Source organism: Streptomyces sp. NBC_01465 (assembly GCF_036227325.1).
Lineage (GTDB): Bacteria > Actinomycetota > Actinomycetes > Streptomycetales > Streptomycetaceae > Streptomyces.
This window is the reverse complement of the sequence record NZ_CP109467.1, coordinates 4,478,400-4,498,035: the sequence shown is the minus strand read 5'-3', so window position 1 is coordinate 4,498,035 and position 19,636 is coordinate 4,478,400. Positions and strand designations below refer to the sequence as shown.

The window sequence follows — 19,636 nt, the reverse complement described above, 5'->3', positions numbered from 1 at the left end:
TGGGAAAATAGTGATGCACACCCTAGCGACCAACCCACGAGCCCACCTGTCGAGTTGGTGGAGCGATGGGCCTACCGGGTGAGCCGATACCCAGACGTGTTGCTGCGTTCGACAGCCCGCCTACCGTGCCAGCAGCTCCCACTGGGAGTCGAACCACCTCTGCCCTGCGTCGACGAACAGCGAACCCTGCGTGCCGGGGTCGGCATCCTTCGCGTAATGGAACAGCGTGGCGTTCAACCCCAGCGCGTCGATGGCGTCGATCTCCTCCCCGTCCGCCAGACGGATCCTGCGCTCGACGACCTCGTAGAAGCCGTGCAGCGCCTCGGCACTGTTGAGCAGGTAGAGCTTGAAGGCCGGGGTCAGCTGGAGATGCCTGACCTGCACCTCGACCTCGTCCACCAGACCTTCCGTGCGAAGGTTCATCAGCGCGTCGGACAGCGAGTCCGAGTGGCGCCGGGTGATGTCGTGCAGCCGCTCTATCGGGCGCCTGTCCTCGTAGTTCTCGGTGTTGCGCGGGTACGCGAGCAGCGCGTTCTCCGCCGGCAGCAACATGCGCACCGCGATACGTGTCGGCGCGATCTCCCCCGCCCGCACGCGCTCGGCCTGGAGACGGACATGAGTGTCCAGGGACTCCGAGGTGAGCGTGAAGACGTCGAGGGTGACCTCACGGGTCGGGGACTCGAAGGCCGCCGCTATGAACCGCCCGAGGATTCCCCTCCCGTGCCCGGTCCTCGTGCCGTCCGGAGAGTGAACCTGCTGGGCCTTGATGACCCTCGTTCCGCTGCCCTGACGCGTCTCGATCCAGCCCTCGCTGACCAGTTCGCGCAGCACCCGCTGGACGGTGTCCCGCGATACGCGAAACTCATCGGCGATGGCCCGCTGGGAGGGCAGCTGCTCGCCCAGCCGATAGGTACCGCTGGTCAGCCTGTTCCGCAGCGCGTCCACGATGCGCTGGAACTCCCTGCCGCCGCCGTCGCCGACTTGTTCGCTCGCCATGATCCGACGGTACCGCTACCCGACCGATCCCGTCCCAATTCCAGCCAATCACAGTGGAGTTGACTGCTGACGGTTCACCAGGTTGACCGATCGGGCATACCAACCACAAGGCAACCAGTCCAATTGGACGAAAGTTGTGGGGGTGGAGTCATATGCCAGTGGTCGAGTACCTCGTGGGGCAGGCGGTCCAGTCGCGATACGGATTCCCGGGCATCTTCTGTCTGACGATGACTCTCTGGGGGTTCAAGGAGCGCAGCCCGAACTACACCTCGCTGGGCGCCGTCCTCTTCGTCCTGCTGATGGTCTACGCCTGAACGTTCCTGCGTACGGCCTCCAGCACGGGCAGCATGGAGTCCACGACGGTCTCCGCGCCCGCCGCGTACAGCCGCTTCGCCTTCTCCTCGCTGCGCGCGTAGCCGAGGAACGCCACCCCGGCTGCCCGAGCCGCGTACAGATCCGTGACCGTGTCGCCCACCATCAGGGACGCCGAGGGGCGGGCTCCCAGCGACGCCACAGCCCGCCGAATGCAGTCCGGGTCCGGCTTGAGCAGGTGGAGGTCGGTGGTGCGGCCGTAGACGTGCGGGCCGAAGCACTCGGTAAGGCCCCGGTCGGCCAGATAGGCACGCGCCACCCGGGGCGAGTTGTTCGTGGCGATCGCGAGGCGGACTCCCACCGCGCGCAGGGTCTGGATCAGCGGGTCCGCGTACGCGGTCGGCCAGGCGGTCCGGGCGGCGCGCAGCTCCTCGCGCGTCAGCCGCTCCTCCAACTCCTCGACCAGGTCACTCCCCGGGTGGATCCGGTCGACGGCCCGCAGGACCGCGTGGGGGTCCCCGGAGGCCCGTTCCTCCTCCGTGAGCAGCACATGGCGGCCGTGCTCCTCCAGCCAGGCGACCAGGCTCTCCGCCACGACGCGCGCTTCGCGGCCGGCGAACAGCCGGCAGATGGGACCGTCGAAGTCGAAGAGAACGTTCTCGGCCGCGGCGATCACCCGCTTGAGATTCTCGGTCACAGATGCCGCCCGTTCTGTCTGAGACGTATCAGAAGTCACTCAGAGAGTGTCAACTCCGAACTGCCGGTTTCCCAGAGGGCGTTGGACGACTTCTGTATTGCTGTAGTCAATGCGTCACATTTGTACGGTACTTGCTGCCGCCGGGCCGGCAGTGCGAAACCACTCCGAATATGCCGTCATCACCTGCCTCAGTGTCGGCACCCGGCCCATCCCGAGCGGCTCCGCCGCGAGCGCGAGGGCCCTCCGGACCCTCCATGCGGAGAGCGGCAGCTTTTGCCGGTCGGGTTCGGAGCCGGGACCCAACGTCAGCGCTGTGCGGATGACGTCTGTGAACAGGGACTGCGCGCGCTTGTAGGCGCGCAGCACGGGAAGATCACGCTGCCAACCGTCCGAACTGCCCGGCCTGGCCCGTTCCACTGCAGCCTGCCACACGTCCGTGATCCGCAGCTCCTCCCTGGCCGGATAGCGCATGAGATGGAGATGCGTCGCCAGGTCGTAGAGGGGGTCGCCGATCATGGCGAGCTCCCAGTCGATGGTCCAGAGATTCCCGTTGAGGTCGACAATGAAGTTCGCGCGGTGCAGGTCGCCGTGGACGAGTGAGAACGGCCGGTCCGCGAGCGTGCCCGCCCGCTCTCTGAACGCGGACAATGCGCCCTCGGGTACACCCAGTGCACCGAAGAGCGGGACATAGTGACCGTCGTCCTTGAGATGGACCTGCTTCTCGGTGAACTCGATCAGACGGTCCAGAAATTCGTTCGGACTGCCCGACGCCTGACCGCAGACGCGCTCCAAGTGATCGAACTCGTCCCCCTTCACCGAGACCAACTCGCCGAATAACTGGGCCAGTTGTCCCGTGTGGAGCCGAGAGAGAGCCTGGCTGGGCAGCCGCCCGCGGCCGAGGGTCCGGCCCTCGATGAACCCCTGCAGCAGGAAGCCCCCTTCGACCTCGGCGATCCCTGGGATGCGCGAGATCCGGCCCTGCAGGGCGACCAGCAGCTGGTCCTCGGAGGCGAAGCACTGCCGGTCGTAACGGAACTGCTCGCGACGCGGCTCCCGGTACTTCCCGCGCTCGAAGTAGGGCCTGAGCGGATTCTCCGGAGCGAGCGGAATGGCATACGTCTCGTGGTGATGCCCCTTGAGCGGACCCAGCACATTGCCGTCGTTGCTCAACTCAACGGCCCGCTGCCACGCAAGGGATGCCGGTTCGGCAGACATCATGCGCTCTCTCGCCTGTCGTGGTACCGATGATGGAGAAGTGAGGAACGCTACTCCACCCCGGATCGACAGGCCGGTCGCACCGGCCGGAAGTCACTCAGAGAGCGTCAGTTCCGAACTGATGGTGTCCCACAGGGCGTTGAACCATTTCTGCGACTCCTCCACGTAAGCAGAGTCACGGCCTCCGCCTCCGCCCTCGAAAGAGAAGAGCAGCGACTTGAGCCCCAGCGCGTCGTAGATCTCCACCTGCTTCTCGCCGACCTCCTCCTCGCGCCGGGCGACCAGGTAGTACGCGAAGAGCGCCTCGGCCCCGTTCAGCAAGTACAGCTTGATCGGCGGAGTGAAGGGAAGCGCCTTCAGCTCCACCTCGACATCGATCTCGTGCGAGGCCCTCAGCGCACGGAGGTTGTGGCGCAGGACCTTCCCCTGGGAGTTGCGCTGGTCCAGCCAGCGCTTGTGGACGGCGTCCTGGTCCCGTGCGCCGTCATCCACCGCCGTCGGAAAGGCCAGCTCGATCTCGCGGCTCGGCAGCAGGATGCGTACGCGGATGGTCTTCGGCGCCAGCTCTCCCTCGTGGATCCGGCGGATCGGGTCGCCCAGCGCCAGGTTGAGGGATTCCGCGGTCAGGCTCACCGCGTCGATCCGCACGTCGGTCTCGGTGAACGCCTCGGTGATCCTGGCTGCCAACTCGACCATCGTCGGCCGGGGTTGGTCCCCCGCCGCCGGCTTCGGCGGCATGGTGGCGCGGTCGGCGATACGGGCCGGGGCGCCGCGCGTGACATGGGTGAGCAGGCCTTCGCCCTGGAGGATCTTCAGCGCCTGGCGGATGGTGCCGCGCTCCACGCCGAACTCCTCCACCAGCGCGGCCTGGGTCGGCATGGGATCGCCGGCCTTGAGCTCCTCGCTGCGTATGCGTTCGCGCAGCGTGTCGGCCACTTCTCGATGGGAGGGCTTTCTTCCGTTCACGGAGGTGGTGCTGTTCTGGCTCACACCAGAAACGCTACAAGTCCCGGCCAGCTATGGGGAGTTGTTTGAAAGTTGTTTATGGATCGTGACCAAGTGGAGATAACTTGGGTGTAGTTGGTTGCCAACTCCAGCAACCTGGTCGCCAAGCGGCAGCCTCCCGCCCAACGGTCCCACGGGCCGCCCCGAAGGAGGAACCACCATGCCCGCACTTGTCATCCTCACCACGATCATCGTCGTCGCCTTCGAGAGTCTCGTGCAGCTCCGCTACGGGGCGATGAGCGCGATCGGTCTCCTCCTCATCGCGATCGGCGCCAAGGCGAAGAGCCCCGTCGTCGCCGGGGCCGGGGCCCTGGTCCTGCTGGTGACGGCCACCGCGCCAGGTTCCTAGGGGGCGGCGTCCGCGGCCAGGCTCAGCGGCGACGAGATCGTGTTCCAGATCGCGTCGAACCACAGCTGCGACTGCTCCACGAACGTGGCGTCCCGCACCCCCGCACCCTGCGCGAAGGGAAAGAGCGTCGACTGCGTCCCCTGGATGTCGAACAGCTCCAGGGACTCGTGGTCGAACTCCTCCTCGCGGCGGCCGATCAGGTAGTACCCGAACAGCGCCTCGGCGCCGTTGAGCAGGTACAGCTTCACCGGCGGCGTGAAGGGCAGAGCGCGGAACTCCACCGTCACGTCGATCTCGTGCGAGGCCCGCAGGGCCAGCAGATTGGACCGCAGCACCTGGCCCTGCGCATTGCGCTGATCCAGCCAGTTGCGGTGCAGCCTGCCGTCCGTCCCGTCCGCCACCGGCGTCGGGAAGGCCAGTTCGATGTCGCGGCTCGGCAGCAGCACCCGTACGGTCACGGCGGCCGGTTTCATACGCCCCGCGTGGATCCCCCGGATCGGCTCGCTCAGCGCCAGGTTCAGCGAGGCGGACTTGAGGCAGAGCGCGTCGATCTCCACCTGGGGAGCGGCGAACGCCGCGTCGATCCGCGTCGCCAGCGCGACCATCGTCGACTGCGGGGCCGCTGCGGGCCTGGCGGCCACGTCCGCCACGGTCGCGGGAACGCCCCTGGTCACATGGGTGAGGAGCTGCTCCTCCTGGAGGATCTTCAGCGCCTGGCGGACCGTGCCCCGCTCGACCCCGAACTCCCGCGCCAACCGCTCCTGGGTCGGCATGCGCGTACCCGGCTGCAGGCTTCCGTCCTTGATACGGGCTCGCAGCTCATCGGCCACCGTGCGGTGCGACGTCTCCACCCCTGAAGAGTACAACTGCTCGCCAACTTTGGGGACTTCCTGTGAAGAAGGGTTGAGTCGGTCCACCAAGGGGACAACTTCCATTGAGTTGGTCACCAACTCACCACAGTAGTCGGTGAGTTGGTGACCAAGGACCAAAGGAGGGAACGACAATGCCGCTCCTCGCTCTCCTCGCCGCCGCCACCGCTGTCGGCCTCGATCAGCTCGTCCAGGGCCAGTTCGGCGTCATGGGCCTCATCGGCCTCGGCCTTTTCACCGCCGGCGTCAAGGCCAAGAACCTCGCCTGCGCGAGCTTCGGCGCCGTGGTCCTGGTCGTCCTCGTCCAGCCCCTGCTCGGCTAGCAGCCACTAGAAAACGTCAGGGCACCAGGGCCTGACCGCCGTACGGAACAGCGCCTCCAGGGTCGCGACGGCCCCCGCCGTCTCCTCCCCGATCCGGCCCAGAGCCGCCAGCCGGACCGCCGACTCGTCGCCCAGATACAGCGCCCCCAACTCCCTCACGTCCAGCGTGACATCGGGCGACTCGGACGACGGCGCGCACACCGCGCCGTCGGGCGACGCGTCGAGCCGGTACCGGCCCGCGGACAGGCCGTCACCGTCGCCGACCTCAAGGACGAGGGAGGCGGACACCGTGTACGTACGGGCCTCCAGCGCCCGTACGACATCCAGCAGCCGCACCCACAGGAAGTCCGCCTGCGTCGTGATCCGCGCCGCACGCGGGTCGGGAAGCAGCAGCGGCAGCAGATCGTCGGGGGCCCGGTCCCCCGACGTGACCGTGGTGATCCAGTCGACCGAGCAGACGTACGTCCACAGCGCCCGCTCGGCGGCCGGGGTCACCGCGATCAGCCCCGCCACGGCCGCGGTGTTCTGCGGCTGCTTGGCATCGCCCCAGCGGTCGTCGGCCCGGTAGACGAGCAGCCCCTCGACCTCACCGGCGGCCGACCGGTACACGGCGTAGAACGGCTCCGTCCACGAATGACCGGGGTTCGCCAGCAGCCCCGTGTTGAGCTTCCACCACCGCTCGTCCCTGCTGACGGCACCGGCCCGCAACTTCCGTACGCGGTCGTGCAGTTCGGGCCCCAGCTTGAACACATCGGCGCCGTCGACCAGATCGACCCGCCCTCCGTCGTCCGGCCCCGACCAGCGCGGGTCGATGCCGGTGCGCGGTACGTCGACCGTCCACTGGGTGGTCTGGGCGGCGGGCCCGAAGCCGTACCGCCCGTAGATCGGATACTCGGCCGCGATCAGCGTCGCGACCACGTCACCCCGCTCCTTGGCGGCCGCCAGGTCCGCCGCCATCATCCGGCTGAGCAGACCGCGGCGGCGGTGGGTGGGCGAGACGGTCACATTGGTGACGGCGTCGGCGGGCAGCACGGCGCCGCCGGGGACGGTGAGCTCCTGGGCGAAGGAGCGGAAGGTGGCGACACAGCGGGGGCCGTCGAAGGCGCCCCGGGTGCGGGTGAGGTCGGCGTGGGCGAGGAAGCTCGCGACGGCTTCGTCGCCGACGAACGGAGGACGGAGGAACCCGGTGTCGAGAGCGCGCCGCCATCCGGCGACCTCGGCCTCGGTGATCGTACGGACGTTCACAGTCATACGGTCACGCTAGGCGCGGGCGGGCCCGGACCGCACCGGGATTTCCCCCAGGCTCAAAAGGCGGCGCGTATCTCACCGACCCGCTCGCCCCCGCCCAGCAGCGGCGCATCGCCGACCCGCGCCAGCACGTCCCCGTCCACGCCCATCCCGCTCAGCACCCGCGCCAGCACAGGACCCAGCACCCGCGTACCCCCGTCGTCCACCTTGAAGGCCAGCGCCCGGCCGTCCGGCAGGGCCACCGCCTGGACCGCCTCGGCGCCCATCTTGGACAGCACCCCGGGCACCCCTCGCATCAGCCACGTGTCGGGGCGCCGTGTCCCCGCCACGTACTCCGGGTACGCCCTCATCGCGTCCGCGACCCGCCGCTCCGCGGAGTCCTCCGGCGCCAGTACGAACGACCGGAAGGCCCGCGCCAGCCCCACCAGCGTGATCGCCATCAGCGGCGCCCCGCAGCCGTCCGTACCGACCGCCGTGACCCGCTCGCCCGCCGCCTCCTCGACCACTTCGAGCACCAGCTGCTGCAGCGGGTGCGAGGGGTCCAGGTACGTCGCCGGGTCCCAGCCGTTGAGCCGGCAGACCGCCACCATCGCCGTGTGCTTGCCCGAGCAGTTCATCGCGACCCGCCCCCGCACCTGCCCCGACGCCAGATAGGCCTCCGCCTCGACCGGGTCCAACGGCAAGTCCTCAGGGCACTGCAGGTCGTCCTCGGTCAGCCCGTGCTCGGCGAGCATCTTCCGTACGAGATCGAGGTGGAAGCCCTCCCCCGAGTGGCTCGCGGCGGCCAGCGCCAGCCGCTCCCCCGACAGATCGAGCCCCGCCCGCAGCACGGCCGCGGCCTGCATGGGCTTGTTGCAGGAGCGCGGGAAGACCGGCGTCCCCGGATCCCCCAGCGTGTACTCCACGCTCCCGTCGGCGGCCAGCACCACCAGCGACCCCCGGTGCAGGCCCTCCACGAAGCCGGAGCGGACGACCTCGGCCAGTACGGGGGCGGCCGGGGCTATCGGGGAGGTGGTGGTCATCGGGAGGCCTTCCGGGGGACAGTGGACCCGCTCCCGGAAGGGATCGCCCCCGGGCTCAGGTGAGCAGGTCGTCTACCTGCGCTTCTCCGTCACGGTACCTGCGGGCGATCTCCGCACTGCAATCGTCCGCGGTGGCCTGGAGCAGGTGACGACGGCGCGAAACCTGCTGCTCGTAGCGGATGAGCCGTCCCATTCCGGTGTGCAGCTCTTCGTCCGTCCGGGCGTCGAGATCCGAGAGCTCGACCTCGGCGAGCATGTCCGAGGCCAGCATCCTGTACTCCTCGCTGCGCGGCGTCGAGAGCGTCACATGGCGGGCGGAGGAGCGGTGCGAGGACGGGGCGTCGGTCAGGATCTCGGAGAGCCGGTCGACGACCGGGGTCTCCGGGTCGCGCCGGCGGGCGAGCTCGGCCCGCAGGATGTCGATCCGGCCGTGCAGCATCCGCCGTACGTAGCTGAGGTCCGCCTCGTCCCGCTGGGCTTCCCGGCGCAGCACGCGCAGCTCCGGCAGCCGCAGGGCGGCGATGTCGTGGGCCGGTGCGGCGGGAAGGGGGGCCTCTCCGGTGCGCTGCACAGGCGTACGCGCGAGAGAGACCGCCGGGACCTTGGTCATCGGTACGGGACCGGGCGGTCGCCCGGCGCCAGTTGAACTCATGTGCGTGTTCCGTCCCCTCGACCGGTGCTGCCCGCACCGCCTCCGTGCATGGTGCCACTCAAGACAGTGCCCATGCAGGCGGTCTGCACCCGTTCAGCCCCAGATAGCCTGATCCGTATGCGTGCAGTGGTGCAGAGGGTGGACGGTGCGAGCGTCGTCGTCGCAGGCGAGACGGTCGGAGAGATCGTTGGTGAGGGTTTGTGTGTACTTGTGGGAATTACCCATGAGGACACCGTGGAAAAGGCGGCGCAGCTCGCCAGGAAGTTGTGGTCGGTTCGCATCCTTGAGGGCGAAAAGTCCTGCTCCGACACGAATGCACCCTTGTTGGTGATTTCGCAGTTCACTCTCTACGGCGACGCCCGCAAGGGCCGCCGCCCCACCTGGAACGCGGCCGCCCCCGGCGACATCGCCGAGCCCCTCGTCGACGAGGTGGTGGCCCAACTGCGCGCACTCGGCGCGCACGTCGAAACGGGCCGCTTCGGGGCGGACATGCGCGTCTCGCTCACCAACAACGGCCCGTTCACGGTCCAGCTGGACCTCTGAGAGCCCTAGGGCTCGACGACGACCTCCTGCGCGGCAGCCGTGTCCCCGGCCATCAGCTCCGCGTCCACCGGCACATTGCGCTTGACCAGGGCGAGCGCGATCGGCCCCAGTTCGTGGTGGCGGGCCGAGGACGTGATGAACCCGAGCTGCCGGCCGTCCTCCCCGTCGGAGGCCAGCCGCACGGGCGTCCCGTGCCCCGGCAGCAGCACCTCGCTCCCGTCCAGGTGGAGGAAGACCAGGCGCCGCGGCGGCTTCCCCAGGTTCTGGACGCGGGCGACCGTCTCCTGCCCCCGGTAGCAGCCCTTCTGCAGATGGACGGCGCTGCCGATCCACCCCAGCTCGTGCGGGATGGTCCGGTGGTCGGTCTCCGCGCCGAGCCGCGGCCGGTGCTGCTCGATGCGCAGCGCCTCGTACGCGAGGAGCCCGGCGACGGGGCCGCTCTTCGCCGCGTACGACTCGAGCTCACCCCTGGGCAGGAAGAGGTCGCGCCCGTACGCCGTCTCCCGTACGACCACACCGTCCGGCACCTCGGCGATGGACCCGGCGGGGAGGTGGACGACCGCGAACTCCGCTGTCCTGTCCGCGACTTCGACCCGGTTGTAGAACTTCATCTTCTCCAGGTACGAGACGAGCTCGTCCTGCGTCCCCGGCTCCACGTGCGCCCAGACCGTCTCGCCGTCGTCGACGAGATAGAGCGCGTGCTCGACGTGCCCGTTGGCGGAGAGGATCAGCGCTTCGGTGGCCTGCCCGACGGGCAGCTCGCTCACATGCTGGGTGAGCAGCAGATGCAGCCAGCTCAGCCGGTCGGGGCCGCTGACGGAGATGACGCCGCGCTGCGAAAGATCAACAAGTCCATGACCGTCCGCCAGCTCGCGCTGTTCTCGGAACAGGTCGCCGTAGTGCGCGGCGACACCTTCGTCGCGGCCTTCGGCGGGGACGGCGCCGGGCAGGGACAGCAGAGGGCTCTTCATACGGACAAGCCTACGACTCGGTACTGACAGCCTTCGCAGTGCATTTCTCGCAGCGCCCGAAGATGGCGAAGTGCTTCATGTCCGTCTCGAAGCCGAACGTCTCGCGCAGCTTCGCCGTGAAGTCGGCGGCCACGTCCACATCCGCCTCGATGACGTTCGCGCAGTCGCGGCAGACCAGATGGATGTGGTGGTGCCGGTCCGCGAGGTGGTACGTCGGCGCCCCGTGCCCCAGATGCGCATGGCTGACCAGGTCGAGCTCCTCCAGGAGCTCGAGCGTCCGGTACACGGTGGAGATGTTGACCCCGCCCGCCGTCTTCCGCACCTCGGTGAGGATCTCGTCGGGCGACGCGTGCTCCAGTACGTCGACGGCCTCCAGCACGAGCTGCCGCTGAGGGGTCAGCCGGTACCCGCGTCTGCGGAGGTCGCTCTGCCAGTCAGTGGTCACCACGCCCCCCAGTGTAGGAGGGCGCGGCCCGTTGCCTCTGTGCCTGCCTGTGCCTACTTGAAGAAGGCGATGCCGTCGTCGGGGAGATCACCGAGGTTGCGCGCCATCTCCGCGACCTCCTCGGGGGTGACGACCTTCTTCAGGTGCGCCGACATGTAGGGGCGCAGCTCGACGTCGGGGGTGGCCTTCTCGCCGACCCACATGAGGTCGCTGTTCACATAGCCGTAGAGCCGCTTTCCGCCGCTGTACGGACCCGAGGCCGCCGTCCGGGCCACGGCATCCGTGACCACGTCGATCTGGGGCTTCTGGGCGGCCAGGTCCCCGTACCAGATCTCGACGACGCCCTGGTCGCGGACCATGACGATCTCGACCTTGCGGTCGGCGTCGATGCGCCAGTAGCCGGACTCGGACTCCAGGGGCCTGACCTTGTTGCCCTCGGCATCGAGCACCCAGGTGTGGGAGACGTACTCGAGGAAGTCCCGGCCGTCGTGCGAGAAGGTGACGGACTGCCCGAAGTTGCACTTCTCCTCGCCGGGGAAGTCGGCGACTCCCGCGCCCTCCCAGGTGCCGAGGAGGAAGACGAGCGGGACGAGGCTCGGGTTCAGGTCCGAAGGGATCTGGATCATGAGTGGCTCAGACGATCTGTGAGGGGATGCCTGTGGAAAGGCGGGGTGACTAGCGCTGACCCTGGTAGAGCTTCTTCACGGTCAGACCGGCGAAGGCGAGGACGCCGACGCAGACCAGGACCAGCAGGGTTTCGAAGAAAACCTCAAGCACGGGGTGCTCCTTGCATGAGCGGTGTGGGCAGGTAGGGCCGGGCCCCAGCTTATCGGGCTGGGGCCCGGCGCTCTCTTCGAGGTCTGCGGGACTCAGCCGAGCAGCTGGTTCTGCAGGATCACCGTCTGCGTGAAGGGGACTCTCGGCGTCGCACCCTTGTGCGACTGGAAGACCAGCGCCACGGTGTCACCGGCCAGAACATAGGCCTGGCGGACCTGCCGGTTGCCGTAGGGCTTGGGCTCGACGTACACGTACGCCGAGTTGTTCTCCACCTTGCCGTTCTCGGTCCAGTAGGTGTCGACCCTGGCCTCGGGGGCCTCGTTCAGCGACTTCCCACCGTCGTAGCCGACGCCCAGGCTTTCGTCCTTGTACGTCGTGGCGAACGCCACCGACTTGAACTGCAGCAGATAAATCCGGGACGTCGTGCCGTCCGGCATCGTCCAACCGCGTGCCGCGATATGCCGTACGGACGCATCCGAGAGCGCCTGCTTCAGCTCGGCACGCTTGTCCTTGGCATACTCCCCGACGTACTGGTCGGTGCTCACCCAGCCACCGTTCAGCGTCTTGTCCACCGTCGCGCCCTTGGGCGCGGGCAGCAGCAGCCGGCGCAGGTCGGCGTGGTGGATCTCGCCGTCGTTGCCGTCGGTGTACGGGCGCGGGGCGCCGGCGGCCAGCGCCGGCAGCGTCAGCTTCGGGTACGTCCAGCGGCCGTCCTCCTGGGTGGCGAGGCCGGGCACATCGGTCCGGGTCATCCCTGTGATGCCGTACGCCGTCCCGGTCCCGAGCCCGCCGCAGACGAGCACAGCGAGGGTCCAGCGGGCCGCCGCGCGCAGCGCCCGGCGGTCCCTCCAGGGCTTGCGGGGCGCGGCGTGCGCCTCGGGCGGAGCCGCGAACGGGTCGGCGGGCCCGGACGGGCTGACGTCGACGACCTCCGAGATCACGGGCTCAGTCATACGTACTCCCCCGGGGACGTGATGTGGTCGAGCTGCTTTTTCAGCAGGTTCGCGACCTCGGACTTGTCGAACGGCTTGGCGCCGTACGCGTTGAAACTGATCAGCACTCCGCCCTCGTAGGCCGTGCAGAACATCGCGTCCAGCTTGTCCTTCTTGTCATTGGGCGGCAGGACGCAGCTCGCGTGCGTGTGTCCCGTGATCTTCGGCCCGTCGCGGAAGACGGTGATGGCGTCCATGAGGTTCTTGCGGAACCGGTAGGCGTCGGCCACCCCCTTCTTGTCCTTGAGCTGCATGATCTGCACCTCGACGTCGAGGTCGTTCGAGGACGCCGTGTACGAACGGAACGCCACGCCCTTGGGGCCCAGCTTCTCGACCCGCTTCTCCCACTCCCGGCGCTGCTTGCCCGCCAGGCCCTTGCCGTCGGCCTTCATCATGGCCTCGGCCTGCTTGCCGCTGAGTTCGGAGTCGTTACCGAACTGCTCCATGTCGGGACCGAGCCTGTAGCCGCTCGGAACGGGCAGCAGGAGCTTGCTCAGCGCGCTGTCGTGCCGACCCTCACCAACGGCCCCTGCGGGGTCCTTGCCCGGCTTCGCGTCCTTGCCCCAGACCGTCGTCGGGGCGGTCGTGTCGGCCTTGTCCACAGTGGACTTGGTGTAGACGAGCCCGCCGACTACGCCGCCGAGGACGAGCACGACGGGCAGCACCGCGGCCCCGACCCGCAGGGCGCGGGACGGCTGCCTGGGAGCCTTGGCGGTCTCCAGGACCTCCAGGACATCCAAGACCTCCGACTCCGGCGTCTGCTCCAACTCCTGCTCTCCCACTGCCTCTTCGCTGCTCACAAGCGCCCCAACTGCTGCTCGGCGAGCGCCCGGATGTCGCTCTTGCTGATCTTGTGCGTGTCGAAGATCGAGATGTCGAACATCACGTCACCGCGGTAGCCGATCGCACGGGCCCCGTAGTTGGGCAGATAGCCCGGCTTGTTCTCCACCGGGACGATGTAGTAGCGGGCGTTGCCGCTCCCCTTCACCGCGTCGCCGTCGTAGCCCGCGCCGTCCTGGCTGTCGGACATGTACGACTGCTGCTCGACGGCGCTGTCGGACGCCCCCTCGGAGACCCCGTCGCGGAACTGCACCAGCCGCACGGAGGTCATCTTGAACTCGCCCTGCTGGAAGTCCGCAGCAGCGATCCGTCGGATGTCCTTCTCTGCGTCGTAGGTGAAGCTCTGCGCTTCGTCGGTGAACTCGTACGCATAGTCCGCGGGCGTCAGCCAGTTGTCGCGCGGCATCGTCCCACCCTTGAAGACCGGGAAAGAAGCGGTTCTCGCCCCTCGCGGCTTCGGGATCAGCAGCTTCCGCAGATCCCCGTCGGTCCGTACGAGCGTGTCCTCCTTGGCGGACAGCGCCGCCGGCTCCTGCCCCTTCGCCGCGGCCTTCGCCGGGTACGTCAGGCCCTCCTGGGCCAGCACCGGCAGCGGGGTCGGCGGGCGGTCGGCCTGGATCTTGTAGCCGACGGCGGTCCCTGCGACGATCCCCAGCACTGCGGCGGCCACGACGATCAGCGTCGTACGGCCTCGACGGCGCGGCTTTTTCTCCGGTTCCTGCACGTCAGGAACCATTTGCAACTCTTCTGGCGCTTCCAAGATGGTCCCCCCACGAGACCTGAGGCGCGGGTTCCGTTACCCGCGCACACAGCAGACCCACAGTGGTGGGAGGGGGTTGTACGGCCGACTATTACAGTTCGGCATATGACTGCAGCCCAGAAGAAGCTCGTGATCAAGGTGACCGCCGGAGCCGATGCGCCCGAGCGCTGCTCGCAGGCCTTCACCGTGGCCGCCGTCGCCGTCGCGAGCGGCGTCGAGGTCTCGCTCTGGCTGACCGGCGAGTCCTCGTGGTTCGCACTGCCGGGCCGGGCGGCGGAGTTCCAACTCCCGCACGCCGCACCGCTTCCCGACCTGATCGAGTCGATCAGCGCCGCCGGTCAGATCACGCTGTGCACGCAGTGCGCGACGCGTCGGGAGATCACCGAGAAGGACGTGATCGAGGGCGTACGGATCGCGGGCGCTCAGGTCTTCGTGCAGGAGATCATGGCGGACGGCGTACAGGCGCTCGTCTACTGATCCTGATCCCGCCGCTTCTTGCCGTCCAGCTCGTCCCACCACTCGTCGGACTTGCTGTCGCCCGAGGGGTCGTCCCACCACCGGTCGTCGGGCCCGTGCCGGTTGCCGACCATCGCCGCGATGGGCGGGATCACCATGGCGACGACGCACATCGCGACCGCCGCGGGGACGGACCATAGGCGCACGAAGGCCCAGGCGGAGATGAAGAGGACCAGACATCCGCCCATGAGCAGGAAGTAACCGCGGCGCCGTCGCGCGTACATACCTCCAGCGTACGACCGAAGGGCCGCACCCGGTCCAGGTAAGCGTCCAACCCCCTGGGGTGCGGCCCTTCGGCCGGTCTCATTCTCGACGCACCTCTCGCACCGCTTCGCGGGCTTCGAGGTGCTGCGCCGGACTCCGTCCGCCGACCTGCGGCGGGTGGAGTCCGGCGAGCACGACCGGTGCTCAAACCGCGATGGCGACCTCGGCCAGTCCACCCGTCTGCGCGACGACCGTACGGTCCGCCGTGCCGCCCGGGACCAGGGCGCGCAGCGTCCAGGTGCCCTCGGCCGCGTAGAAGCGGAACTGGCCGGTCGCCGAGGTGGGGACCTCGGCGGTGAACTCGCCGGTCGAGTCGAGCAGGCGCACGTAGCCGGTGACGGGCTCGCCGTCCTTGGTCACGCTGCCCTGGATGGTGGTCTCACCGGGCTTGATGGTCGAGGCGTCGGGGCCGCCGGCCTTCGCTCCACACATGTTGAACTCCTAGGAAGTAAAGGTCGGTTGGTTACTTGTTGGCGCCGAGCTCGATCGGCACGCCGACGAGCGAGCCGTACTCGGTCCACGAGCCGTCGTAGTTCTTGACGTTGGCCTGGCCGAGCAGCTCGTGCAGCACGAACCACGTCAGGGCCGAGCGCTCGCCGATGCGGCAGTACGCGATGGTGTCCTTCGCCAGGTCGACCTGCTCGTCCTCGTAGAGGGCCTTGAGCTCGTCGTCCGACTTGAAGGTGCCGTCGTCGTTGGCGTTCTTCGACCACGGGATGTTGCGGGCGCTCGGCACGTGGCCGGGGCGCTGCGACTGCTCCTGCGGGAGGTGCGCCGGGGCGAGCAGCTTGCCGCTGAACTCGTCGGGGGAGCGCACGTCGACCAGGTTGAGGCTGCCGATCGCGGCCACGACGTCGTCGCGGTAGGCGCGGATCGACTCGTCCTGGGCCTTGGCCTTGTACTGCGTGGCCGGGCGGGACGGGATCTGGTCGCCGTCGACCAGGTCGCGGGAGTCGAGCTCCCACTTCTTGCGGCCGCCGTCGAGGAGCTTCACGTCCTGGTGGCCGTAGAGCTTGAAGTACCAGAAGGCGTACGAGGCGAACCAGTTGTTGTTGCCGCCGTAGAGCACGACCGTGGTGTCGTTGCCGATGCCCTTCTTCGACAGCAGCTCCTCGAAGCCGGCCTGGTCGATGAAGTCGCGGCGGACCGGGTCCTGGAGGTCCTTGGTCCAGTCGATCCGGATGGCGTTCTTGATGTGGTTCTTCTCGTAGGCCGAGGTGTCCTCGTCGACCTCGACGATGGCGACCTGCGGGTCCTCGATGTGGGCCTCGACCCAGTCGGCGTCTACCAGGACGTCTGCGCGGCTCATGCGGTGTCTCCTCCGGGGCAGTCTGCGGCGGTGTGGTGCGTTTTGGCGGCGTACGGGTACGCGGGGAGGCGGCGTACGGCGCCGAGGGGTGGCCCCGACCACCTGGTGCGATGGGGTCGAAAGGGCCCGGGGGCGAGGGGAGTCGAGTGTCCCGCTCAGAAGGTGCGACAGAGCATGGCGGCGACGCGGCACAGGTCTACTGCCCGCCGCTTCGTGAGATCCGCCTGTCGCTTCATGCCACCGATCGTAGGGATGTACGGGCGGACATGTCACCGGTGTGTCAGATATCGAGACGCGATCGTCCGCATAGTGGGACGCGAAAGGGGTCCGGCGCCTGCCGGACCCCTTCGTCACTGCCCTGACCCTGCCCGCCATCTGCGGACCGGACACCTTCGTCTCACTATCCGGCGAGCGAGAGGTCCTTCGCCGTGCCGGAGAACTCGACGCCGTCCTCGACGGCCACCGTCTTGTCGAGATGGAGGCCGCCGGGCAGTCCGGAGATCTTCAGGTCGTAGTCGACGACCTTGCGCAGCCGGCCCTCCACCAGCGGCGGGAGGGAGTCCGCGTGCAGTTTCACGTGGTCGCCCCCGACGAGCGACACCGTGCTGTACGTGCTGAGCGGGGGCAGCGCCTTGAGGGACTCGGGGACGGAGACCCCGGCACCCTCCAGCAGTTCGGCGATGCTGCCCGTCACCTTCACCTGGCCCTTGGCGGCCCGCTCGGCACCCGCGTAGCTCACGGTCGCGCCCTTGGGCGCCGACTTGGTGAGTTCCGCGTACGAGATCCGCGCCGAACCGGCGGCGCTCTCGGCGACCGCGGAGGAGAAGCTGCTGTCGATCTTCACGTTCTTCAGCTCGGCCCTGACCTCGGCAAGCTCGATCGAGCGGCCCTCGGCCGAGGCGGTGATCCCGGTGAGCTTCACGTCGACCTCGTCGAGCTCGGAGGCGAGCACCTGGGTCAGGAACGGGAAGCCCTTGATCGAGACGTCGGGGGTGGAGTTCAGCCCCTGGCTCGACTGGATCTTGTCGGCCGCCTTGTTCTCGGCGACGTTCACCGCGATGCGGTCCACGGCGACGAAGATGCCGCCGAGGACCACCACGATGATGAGGAATATTCGCAGTCCGCGCATGGGCAGACCCTAACGGCGCTATCCGCCGACAACCCGGCCGATGAGATAGATCGCAGGCGCGGCCGCCGTGAGCGGCAGGGCCACTCCGGCCGTCATGTGGACGAACCGGGACGGGTAGTCGTACGAGGCGACGCGCAGCCCGATCAACGCGCAGCCCCCGGCGGCGAATCCGAGCAGCGCACCGGACGAACCGATGTCGGTCATCCCGCCGGCGGCGATCCCCGCACCCGTGGCGGCGAGCAGCGCCACGACGACGGAGGCGATGCCCGGCAGCGGCAGCGCACGCGCGACGGCGGCGACCGCGACGGCGATCGCGCCGAGCGTCACGGCGTCGGTGGGAGCGGCGAGGAACCCGGCCGCGAGGATCGCGAGCGCGGACGAGGCCACGGTCGCCATCAGCCCCTGCATGCGCTCGTCGGCGCCCGCGTGGCTGCGCAGCTGGATCACGACGGTGAGCAGCACCCAGACGCCGAGGGTCCCGATGATCGCGGCGGGCCCGTTCTCGGCCCCGGCCGCGAAGAGCGCGATGTCGGCGACGATGCCGCCCGCGAAGGCGAGCGCGATGCCCTGGCGGGCGGGCCACATCCCGTTGAGCCGGAACCAGCCGGCGGCGGTGAGCGCCTGCAGCGCGAGCAGCGGCACGACGACGGCGGGCCGCCCGACCGCTGCGGCGGCGGCGATCAGCACCGCGAGCACGGCGGTGATCCCGGCGGGCTGCATGCCCGGCGCGATGATCGGCGAACGCCCTTCGGCACGGGCGCGCTGGGCGTCGGTGATGCGCTGGTTGCCGGTGGTGGTGGGGGCGCTGTAGGAGGGCGCGGGGCCGGGCGGCGGCTCGTACGGAGCCTGGGCCTGGGCCTGCGCCTGGACGGGCGCGGGGGCCTCCGGGGGCAGCGGGTAGGACTGCGGCGGCAGATAGGCGGTGTCCAGATCGGCCTGCGGCTGCTGCGCGTACTGCTGCTCCCAGCCGCCCTGCTGCGGCTGCTGGTCCCAGCCCGTCTGCTGCGGCTGGTCCCAGCCGGCCTGTGCCTGAGGCTGCTGCTGCTGGGCGTCCGTCTGCGGCTGGTACTGGGTGTCCCAGGTCTGGCCGTCCCAGGTCTGCGTGTACGGCTCCTGGGGCTGGGGCTGCTGCCCGTACGGGTACTGCTGGTACTGGTCACTCATGTGCGGTGGTCACCCTCCTGCGAACGGCGGGAGCACCTCGACCGTGCCGCCCTCGGCAAGCCGTACCGTCTCATGCCCGCGCTTTCCGACGGGATCTCCGTCGACGAGAAACGAACACCGCAGCAGTACGCGGCCGAGCTCGCCACCCGAGTGGCGCTCGCGTACCGCGTCGAGCGCCTCGGCGAGGGTCCCCGCGGCGTACGGCTCCTCGGCAACCCCTGCCGCCGCCTTCGCCGCGGCCCAGTAGCGGATGGTCCCCGCTGCCATAGGTACTCCTTCTTCGTCCGGCGTCGCGCCGCCCCCCATGATGCCGTGCCGCTACTGCCGTACGAGCCAGCCCGCGATGCGCCGCAGCAGCGCCTCGTCGGCGGCGTTCTCCGCGTGCCCCATGCCCGCCTCGACCCACAACTCCGCGGGCCCGGCCCCCGCCAGCATCCGCGGATGGTCCAGCGGGAAGTACGCGTCGCGGTCCCCGTGCACGATCAGCAGCGGCGTCGGCGCGATCAGCGGGACCGACTCGACCGGCGACAGCGGCACCGGGTCCCAGTCCTCCGGGTGGATCCGCGTACGGAACCCGAACCGCCCCACCAGCCGCCCCAGCGGCCGCATCACCAGCCAGTGCACGCGCCGCATGGGTGCCGTGCCGCGGTAGTACCAGCGGGCGGGGGCGCTCACGGAGGCCACGGCGTCGATCTGTGCCTCCGTGCGCCCCCCGTGCAGCGCCGCGTGCCGGAGTACGACGGAGCCGCCCATGGAAAATCCCACGGTCACCACGCGCCCGTACCCGAGCGACTTCGCCCACCGCACCGCGGCCGCCAGATCGAGCACCTCGCGGTCCCCGACGGTGGAGCGCCCGCCCGAGCCCCCGTGCCCGCGGAAGGAGAACGTGATCACGGCCGCGTACTGCGCGAACACCTCCGCGGCCCGGCGCAGGGCGGGCCGCTCGACCGACCCCGTGAAGCCGTGCGCGACGACGATCACGGTGTCCGTGACGTCTGCCGTACACGGCTCGTACACCGCCTCGATACGGACGCCGTCCTCGGTCAGTAGCGTCGCCCGCCGGACCCCTGGCGTGATCAAGGAAACAAATTCACTGCTCAACGGGCCCTCTGCCACCGAACTCATGTGGGCTATTCTCCTTGCAAGAGGACCTGGGCAGCGAAGCCCCCGGGTCCTTTTGTGTTTCCTGCTCGTTGTTACGAGCAGGTGAACAAAAGCTCTCAGGGCGCGAGAGCCGT

General features: G+C 69.0%; 27 protein-coding genes. 5 read left to right on the top strand and 22 right to left on the bottom strand.

Annotation, left to right across the window (positions count from 1 at the left end; genetic code table 11):
- Window positions 1-120: 120 nt before the first annotated feature.
- A complete protein-coding gene (locus OG707_RS21210) occupies window positions 121-996 on the bottom strand; it encodes a winged helix-turn-helix domain-containing protein (protein WP_329120590.1) in 876 nt (291 codons plus the stop codon).
- A gap of 152 nt (window positions 997-1,148) precedes the next feature.
- On the opposite strand from OG707_RS21210, the gene OG707_RS21205 reads away from it, so the two are divergent.
- A complete protein-coding gene (locus tag OG707_RS21205) occupies window positions 1,149-1,310 on the top strand; it encodes a hypothetical protein (RefSeq protein WP_329120588.1) in 162 nt (53 codons plus the stop codon).
- On the opposite strand, the gene OG707_RS21200 is transcribed toward OG707_RS21205, so the two are convergent.
- The 3 genes from OG707_RS21200 to OG707_RS21190 form a co-directional block, all read right to left on the bottom strand.
- Window positions 1,301-2,005: an HAD family hydrolase gene (locus OG707_RS21200; protein WP_329120587.1), complete on the bottom strand. Its 705-nt coding sequence runs from the start codon at window positions 2,003-2,005 to the stop codon at window positions 1,301-1,303. The genes OG707_RS21205 and OG707_RS21200 overlap by 10 nt on opposite strands.
- A gap of 114 nt (window positions 2,006-2,119) precedes the next feature.
- Complete coding sequence (locus OG707_RS21195; protein ID WP_329120584.1) at window positions 2,120-3,175, bottom strand: aminoglycoside phosphotransferase family protein; 1,056 nt, start codon at window positions 3,173-3,175, stop codon at window positions 2,120-2,122.
- 138 nt (window positions 3,176-3,313) lie between these two features.
- A complete protein-coding gene (locus OG707_RS21190) occupies window positions 3,314-4,210 on the bottom strand; it encodes a GntR family transcriptional regulator (RefSeq protein ID WP_329120582.1) in 897 nt (298 codons plus the stop codon).
- Between the two features lie 175 nt (window positions 4,211-4,385).
- On the opposite strand from OG707_RS21190, the gene OG707_RS21185 reads away from it, so the two are divergent.
- Window positions 4,386-4,574 (top strand): hypothetical protein, encoded by a 189-nt coding sequence (locus OG707_RS21185; protein ID WP_329120580.1) that lies wholly within the window; start codon window positions 4,386-4,388, stop codon window positions 4,572-4,574.
- Here the strand turns inward: OG707_RS21185 and OG707_RS21180 are convergent.
- Entirely contained in the window at window positions 4,571-5,425 is an 855-nt protein-coding gene (locus OG707_RS21180) for a winged helix-turn-helix domain-containing protein (protein WP_329120578.1), read from the bottom strand. The genes OG707_RS21185 and OG707_RS21180 overlap by 4 nt on opposite strands.
- Window positions 5,426-5,577: 152 nt before the next feature.
- Between OG707_RS21180 and OG707_RS21175 the strand changes: the two genes are divergently transcribed.
- Complete coding sequence (locus tag OG707_RS21175) at window positions 5,578-5,766, top strand: hypothetical protein (protein WP_329120577.1); 189 nt, start codon at window positions 5,578-5,580, stop codon at window positions 5,764-5,766.
- A gap of 6 nt (window positions 5,767-5,772) precedes the next feature.
- Here OG707_RS21175 and OG707_RS21170 read toward each other — a convergent pair whose 3' ends face one another.
- Genes OG707_RS21170 through OG707_RS21160 form a run of 3 tightly spaced genes read right to left on the bottom strand, consistent with a single transcriptional unit; the run spans window position 5,773 to window position 8,688 of the window.
- Window positions 5,773-7,017, bottom strand: a complete 1,245-nt coding sequence (locus OG707_RS21170; RefSeq protein WP_329120576.1) for a GNAT family N-acetyltransferase — start codon at window positions 7,015-7,017, stop codon at window positions 5,773-5,775.
- Between the two features lie 53 nt (window positions 7,018-7,070).
- The gene (locus tag OG707_RS21165; protein ID WP_329120574.1) at window positions 7,071-8,036 is read right to left on the bottom strand and encodes an asparaginase; all 966 of its coding nucleotides are present in this window, start codon (window positions 8,034-8,036) and stop codon (window positions 7,071-7,073) included.
- A 55-nt stretch (window positions 8,037-8,091) separates the two neighbouring features.
- Window positions 8,092-8,688 carry an RsiG family protein gene (locus OG707_RS21160; RefSeq protein WP_329120572.1) on the bottom strand — a complete coding sequence of 199 codons (597 nt, stop codon included), beginning with the start codon at window positions 8,686-8,688 and terminating at the stop codon, window positions 8,092-8,094.
- A 117-nt stretch (window positions 8,689-8,805) separates the two neighbouring features.
- Here OG707_RS21160 and dtd point away from each other — a divergent pair, with 117 nt between their 5' ends.
- On the top strand, window positions 8,806-9,231 hold the full coding sequence (dtd, locus tag OG707_RS21155) for a D-aminoacyl-tRNA deacylase (protein ID WP_329120570.1): 426 nt from the start codon (window positions 8,806-8,808) through the stop codon (window positions 9,229-9,231).
- A gap of 5 nt (window positions 9,232-9,236) precedes the next feature.
- Here the strand turns inward: dtd and ygfZ are convergent, their stop codons facing one another.
- From ygfZ to OG707_RS21125, 6 genes are all read right to left on the bottom strand, one after another.
- The gene (gene ygfZ, locus OG707_RS21150) at window positions 9,237-10,202 is read right to left on the bottom strand and encodes a CAF17-like 4Fe-4S cluster assembly/insertion protein YgfZ (protein ID WP_329120569.1); all 966 of its coding nucleotides are present in this window, start codon (window positions 10,200-10,202) and stop codon (window positions 9,237-9,239) included.
- A gap of 10 nt (window positions 10,203-10,212) precedes the next feature.
- On the bottom strand, window positions 10,213-10,650 hold the full coding sequence (locus OG707_RS21145; protein WP_329120568.1) for a Fur family transcriptional regulator: 438 nt from the start codon (window positions 10,648-10,650) through the stop codon (window positions 10,213-10,215).
- A gap of 50 nt (window positions 10,651-10,700) precedes the next feature.
- Window positions 10,701-11,273 (bottom strand): FABP family protein, encoded by a 573-nt coding sequence (locus OG707_RS21140; protein WP_329120567.1) that lies wholly within the window; start codon window positions 11,271-11,273, stop codon window positions 10,701-10,703.
- Between the two features lie 243 nt (window positions 11,274-11,516).
- A complete protein-coding gene (locus OG707_RS21135; protein WP_329120565.1) occupies window positions 11,517-12,377 on the bottom strand; it encodes a hypothetical protein in 861 nt (286 codons plus the stop codon).
- Window positions 12,374-13,216: a hypothetical protein gene (locus tag OG707_RS21130; protein WP_329120563.1), complete on the bottom strand. Its 843-nt coding sequence runs from the start codon at window positions 13,214-13,216 to the stop codon at window positions 12,374-12,376. Before OG707_RS21130 ends, OG707_RS21135 begins: the two co-directional genes overlap by 4 nt.
- A complete protein-coding gene (locus OG707_RS21125) occupies window positions 13,213-13,992 on the bottom strand; it encodes a hypothetical protein (RefSeq protein ID WP_329120561.1) in 780 nt (259 codons plus the stop codon). The genes OG707_RS21130 and OG707_RS21125 overlap by 4 nt, the downstream gene beginning before the upstream one ends.
- Window positions 13,993-14,121: 129 nt before the next feature.
- Here OG707_RS21125 and OG707_RS21120 point away from each other — a divergent pair, with 129 nt between their 5' ends.
- The gene (locus tag OG707_RS21120; protein WP_329120559.1) at window positions 14,122-14,493 is read left to right on the top strand and encodes a DsrE family protein; all 372 of its coding nucleotides are present in this window, start codon (window positions 14,122-14,124) and stop codon (window positions 14,491-14,493) included.
- On the opposite strand, the gene OG707_RS21115 is transcribed toward OG707_RS21120, so the two are convergent.
- The 8 genes from OG707_RS21115 to OG707_RS21085 all read right to left on the bottom strand — a co-directional run bounded on the left by OG707_RS21115 (window position 14,487) and on the right by OG707_RS21085 (window position 19,523).
- Window positions 14,487-14,756, bottom strand: coding sequence for a DUF3099 domain-containing protein (locus OG707_RS21115; RefSeq protein WP_329120557.1), 270 nt, complete (start codon window positions 14,754-14,756; stop codon window positions 14,487-14,489). The genes OG707_RS21120 and OG707_RS21115 overlap by 7 nt on opposite strands.
- Before the next feature lie 184 nt (window positions 14,757-14,940).
- The gene (locus OG707_RS21110; protein ID WP_206968544.1) at window positions 14,941-15,228 is read right to left on the bottom strand and encodes a DUF1416 domain-containing protein; all 288 of its coding nucleotides are present in this window, start codon (window positions 15,226-15,228) and stop codon (window positions 14,941-14,943) included.
- 31 nt (window positions 15,229-15,259) lie between these two features.
- Window positions 15,260-16,105, bottom strand: coding sequence for a sulfurtransferase (locus OG707_RS21105; RefSeq protein ID WP_329120551.1), 846 nt, complete (start codon window positions 16,103-16,105; stop codon window positions 15,260-15,262).
- A gap of 155 nt (window positions 16,106-16,260) precedes the next feature.
- Window positions 16,261-16,341 (bottom strand): putative leader peptide, encoded by an 81-nt coding sequence (locus OG707_RS42450; RefSeq protein ID WP_350310325.1) that lies wholly within the window; start codon window positions 16,339-16,341, stop codon window positions 16,261-16,263.
- Between the two features lie 164 nt (window positions 16,342-16,505).
- Window positions 16,506-17,234, bottom strand: a complete 729-nt coding sequence (locus tag OG707_RS21100) for an LmeA family phospholipid-binding protein (protein ID WP_329120549.1) — start codon at window positions 17,232-17,234, stop codon at window positions 16,506-16,508.
- 18 nt (window positions 17,235-17,252) lie between these two features.
- On the bottom strand, window positions 17,253-18,398 hold the full coding sequence (locus tag OG707_RS21095) for a hypothetical protein (protein WP_329120547.1): 1,146 nt from the start codon (window positions 18,396-18,398) through the stop codon (window positions 17,253-17,255).
- 9 nt (window positions 18,399-18,407) lie between these two features.
- On the bottom strand, window positions 18,408-18,665 hold the full coding sequence (locus tag OG707_RS21090) for a MoaD/ThiS family protein (protein ID WP_329120545.1): 258 nt from the start codon (window positions 18,663-18,665) through the stop codon (window positions 18,408-18,410).
- A 51-nt stretch (window positions 18,666-18,716) separates the two neighbouring features.
- A complete protein-coding gene (locus OG707_RS21085) occupies window positions 18,717-19,523 on the bottom strand; it encodes an alpha/beta hydrolase (RefSeq protein WP_329120543.1) in 807 nt (268 codons plus the stop codon).
- Window positions 19,524-19,636 lie beyond the last annotated feature (113 nt).

Coding starts and splice junctions, on each gene's coding strand:
- OG707_RS21140 (WP_329120567.1), bottom strand. CDS start 11,273: ATGATCCAGATCCCTTCGGACCTGAACCCGAGCCTCGTCCCGCTCGTC.
- OG707_RS21165 (WP_329120574.1), bottom strand. CDS start 8,036: ATGACCACCACCTCCCCGATAGCCCCGGCCGCCCCCGTACTGGCCGAG.
- OG707_RS21090 (WP_329120545.1), bottom strand. CDS start 18,665: ATGGCAGCGGGGACCATCCGCTACTGGGCCGCGGCGAAGGCGGCGGCA.
- OG707_RS21205 (WP_329120588.1), top strand. CDS start 1,149: ATGCCAGTGGTCGAGTACCTCGTGGGGCAGGCGGTCCAGTCGCGATAC.
- OG707_RS21120 (WP_329120559.1), top strand. CDS start 14,122: ATGACTGCAGCCCAGAAGAAGCTCGTGATCAAGGTGACCGCCGGAGCC.
- OG707_RS21115 (WP_329120557.1), bottom strand. CDS start 14,756: ATGTACGCGCGACGGCGCCGCGGTTACTTCCTGCTCATGGGCGGATGT.
- OG707_RS21185 (WP_329120580.1), top strand. CDS start 4,386: ATGCCCGCACTTGTCATCCTCACCACGATCATCGTCGTCGCCTTCGAG.
- OG707_RS21125 (WP_329120561.1), bottom strand. CDS start 13,992: ATGGTTCCTGACGTGCAGGAACCGGAGAAAAAGCCGCGCCGTCGAGGC.
- OG707_RS21100 (WP_329120549.1), bottom strand. CDS start 17,234: ATGCGCGGACTGCGAATATTCCTCATCATCGTGGTGGTCCTCGGCGGC.
- OG707_RS21095 (WP_329120547.1), bottom strand. CDS start 18,398: ATGAGTGACCAGTACCAGCAGTACCCGTACGGGCAGCAGCCCCAGCCC.
- OG707_RS21160 (WP_329120572.1), bottom strand. CDS start 8,688: ATGAGTTCAACTGGCGCCGGGCGACCGCCCGGTCCCGTACCGATGACC.
- OG707_RS21110 (WP_206968544.1), bottom strand. CDS start 15,228: ATGTGTGGAGCGAAGGCCGGCGGCCCCGACGCCTCGACCATCAAGCCC.
- OG707_RS21170 (WP_329120576.1), bottom strand. CDS start 7,017: ATGACTGTGAACGTCCGTACGATCACCGAGGCCGAGGTCGCCGGATGG.
- OG707_RS21175 (WP_329120577.1), top strand. CDS start 5,578: ATGCCGCTCCTCGCTCTCCTCGCCGCCGCCACCGCTGTCGGCCTCGAT.
- OG707_RS21105 (WP_329120551.1), bottom strand. CDS start 16,105: ATGAGCCGCGCAGACGTCCTGGTAGACGCCGACTGGGTCGAGGCCCAC.
- OG707_RS21135 (WP_329120565.1), bottom strand. CDS start 12,377: ATGACTGAGCCCGTGATCTCGGAGGTCGTCGACGTCAGCCCGTCCGGG.
- OG707_RS21085 (WP_329120543.1), bottom strand. CDS start 19,523: ATGAGTTCGGTGGCAGAGGGCCCGTTGAGCAGTGAATTTGTTTCCTTG.
- OG707_RS42450 (WP_350310325.1), bottom strand. CDS start 16,341: ATGAAGCGACAGGCGGATCTCACGAAGCGGCGGGCAGTAGACCTGTGC.
- dtd (WP_329120570.1), top strand. CDS start 8,806: ATGCGTGCAGTGGTGCAGAGGGTGGACGGTGCGAGCGTCGTCGTCGCA.
- OG707_RS21210 (WP_329120590.1), bottom strand. CDS start 996: ATGGCGAGCGAACAAGTCGGCGACGGCGGCGGCAGGGAGTTCCAGCGC.
- ygfZ (WP_329120569.1), bottom strand. CDS start 10,202: ATGAAGAGCCCTCTGCTGTCCCTGCCCGGCGCCGTCCCCGCCGAAGGC.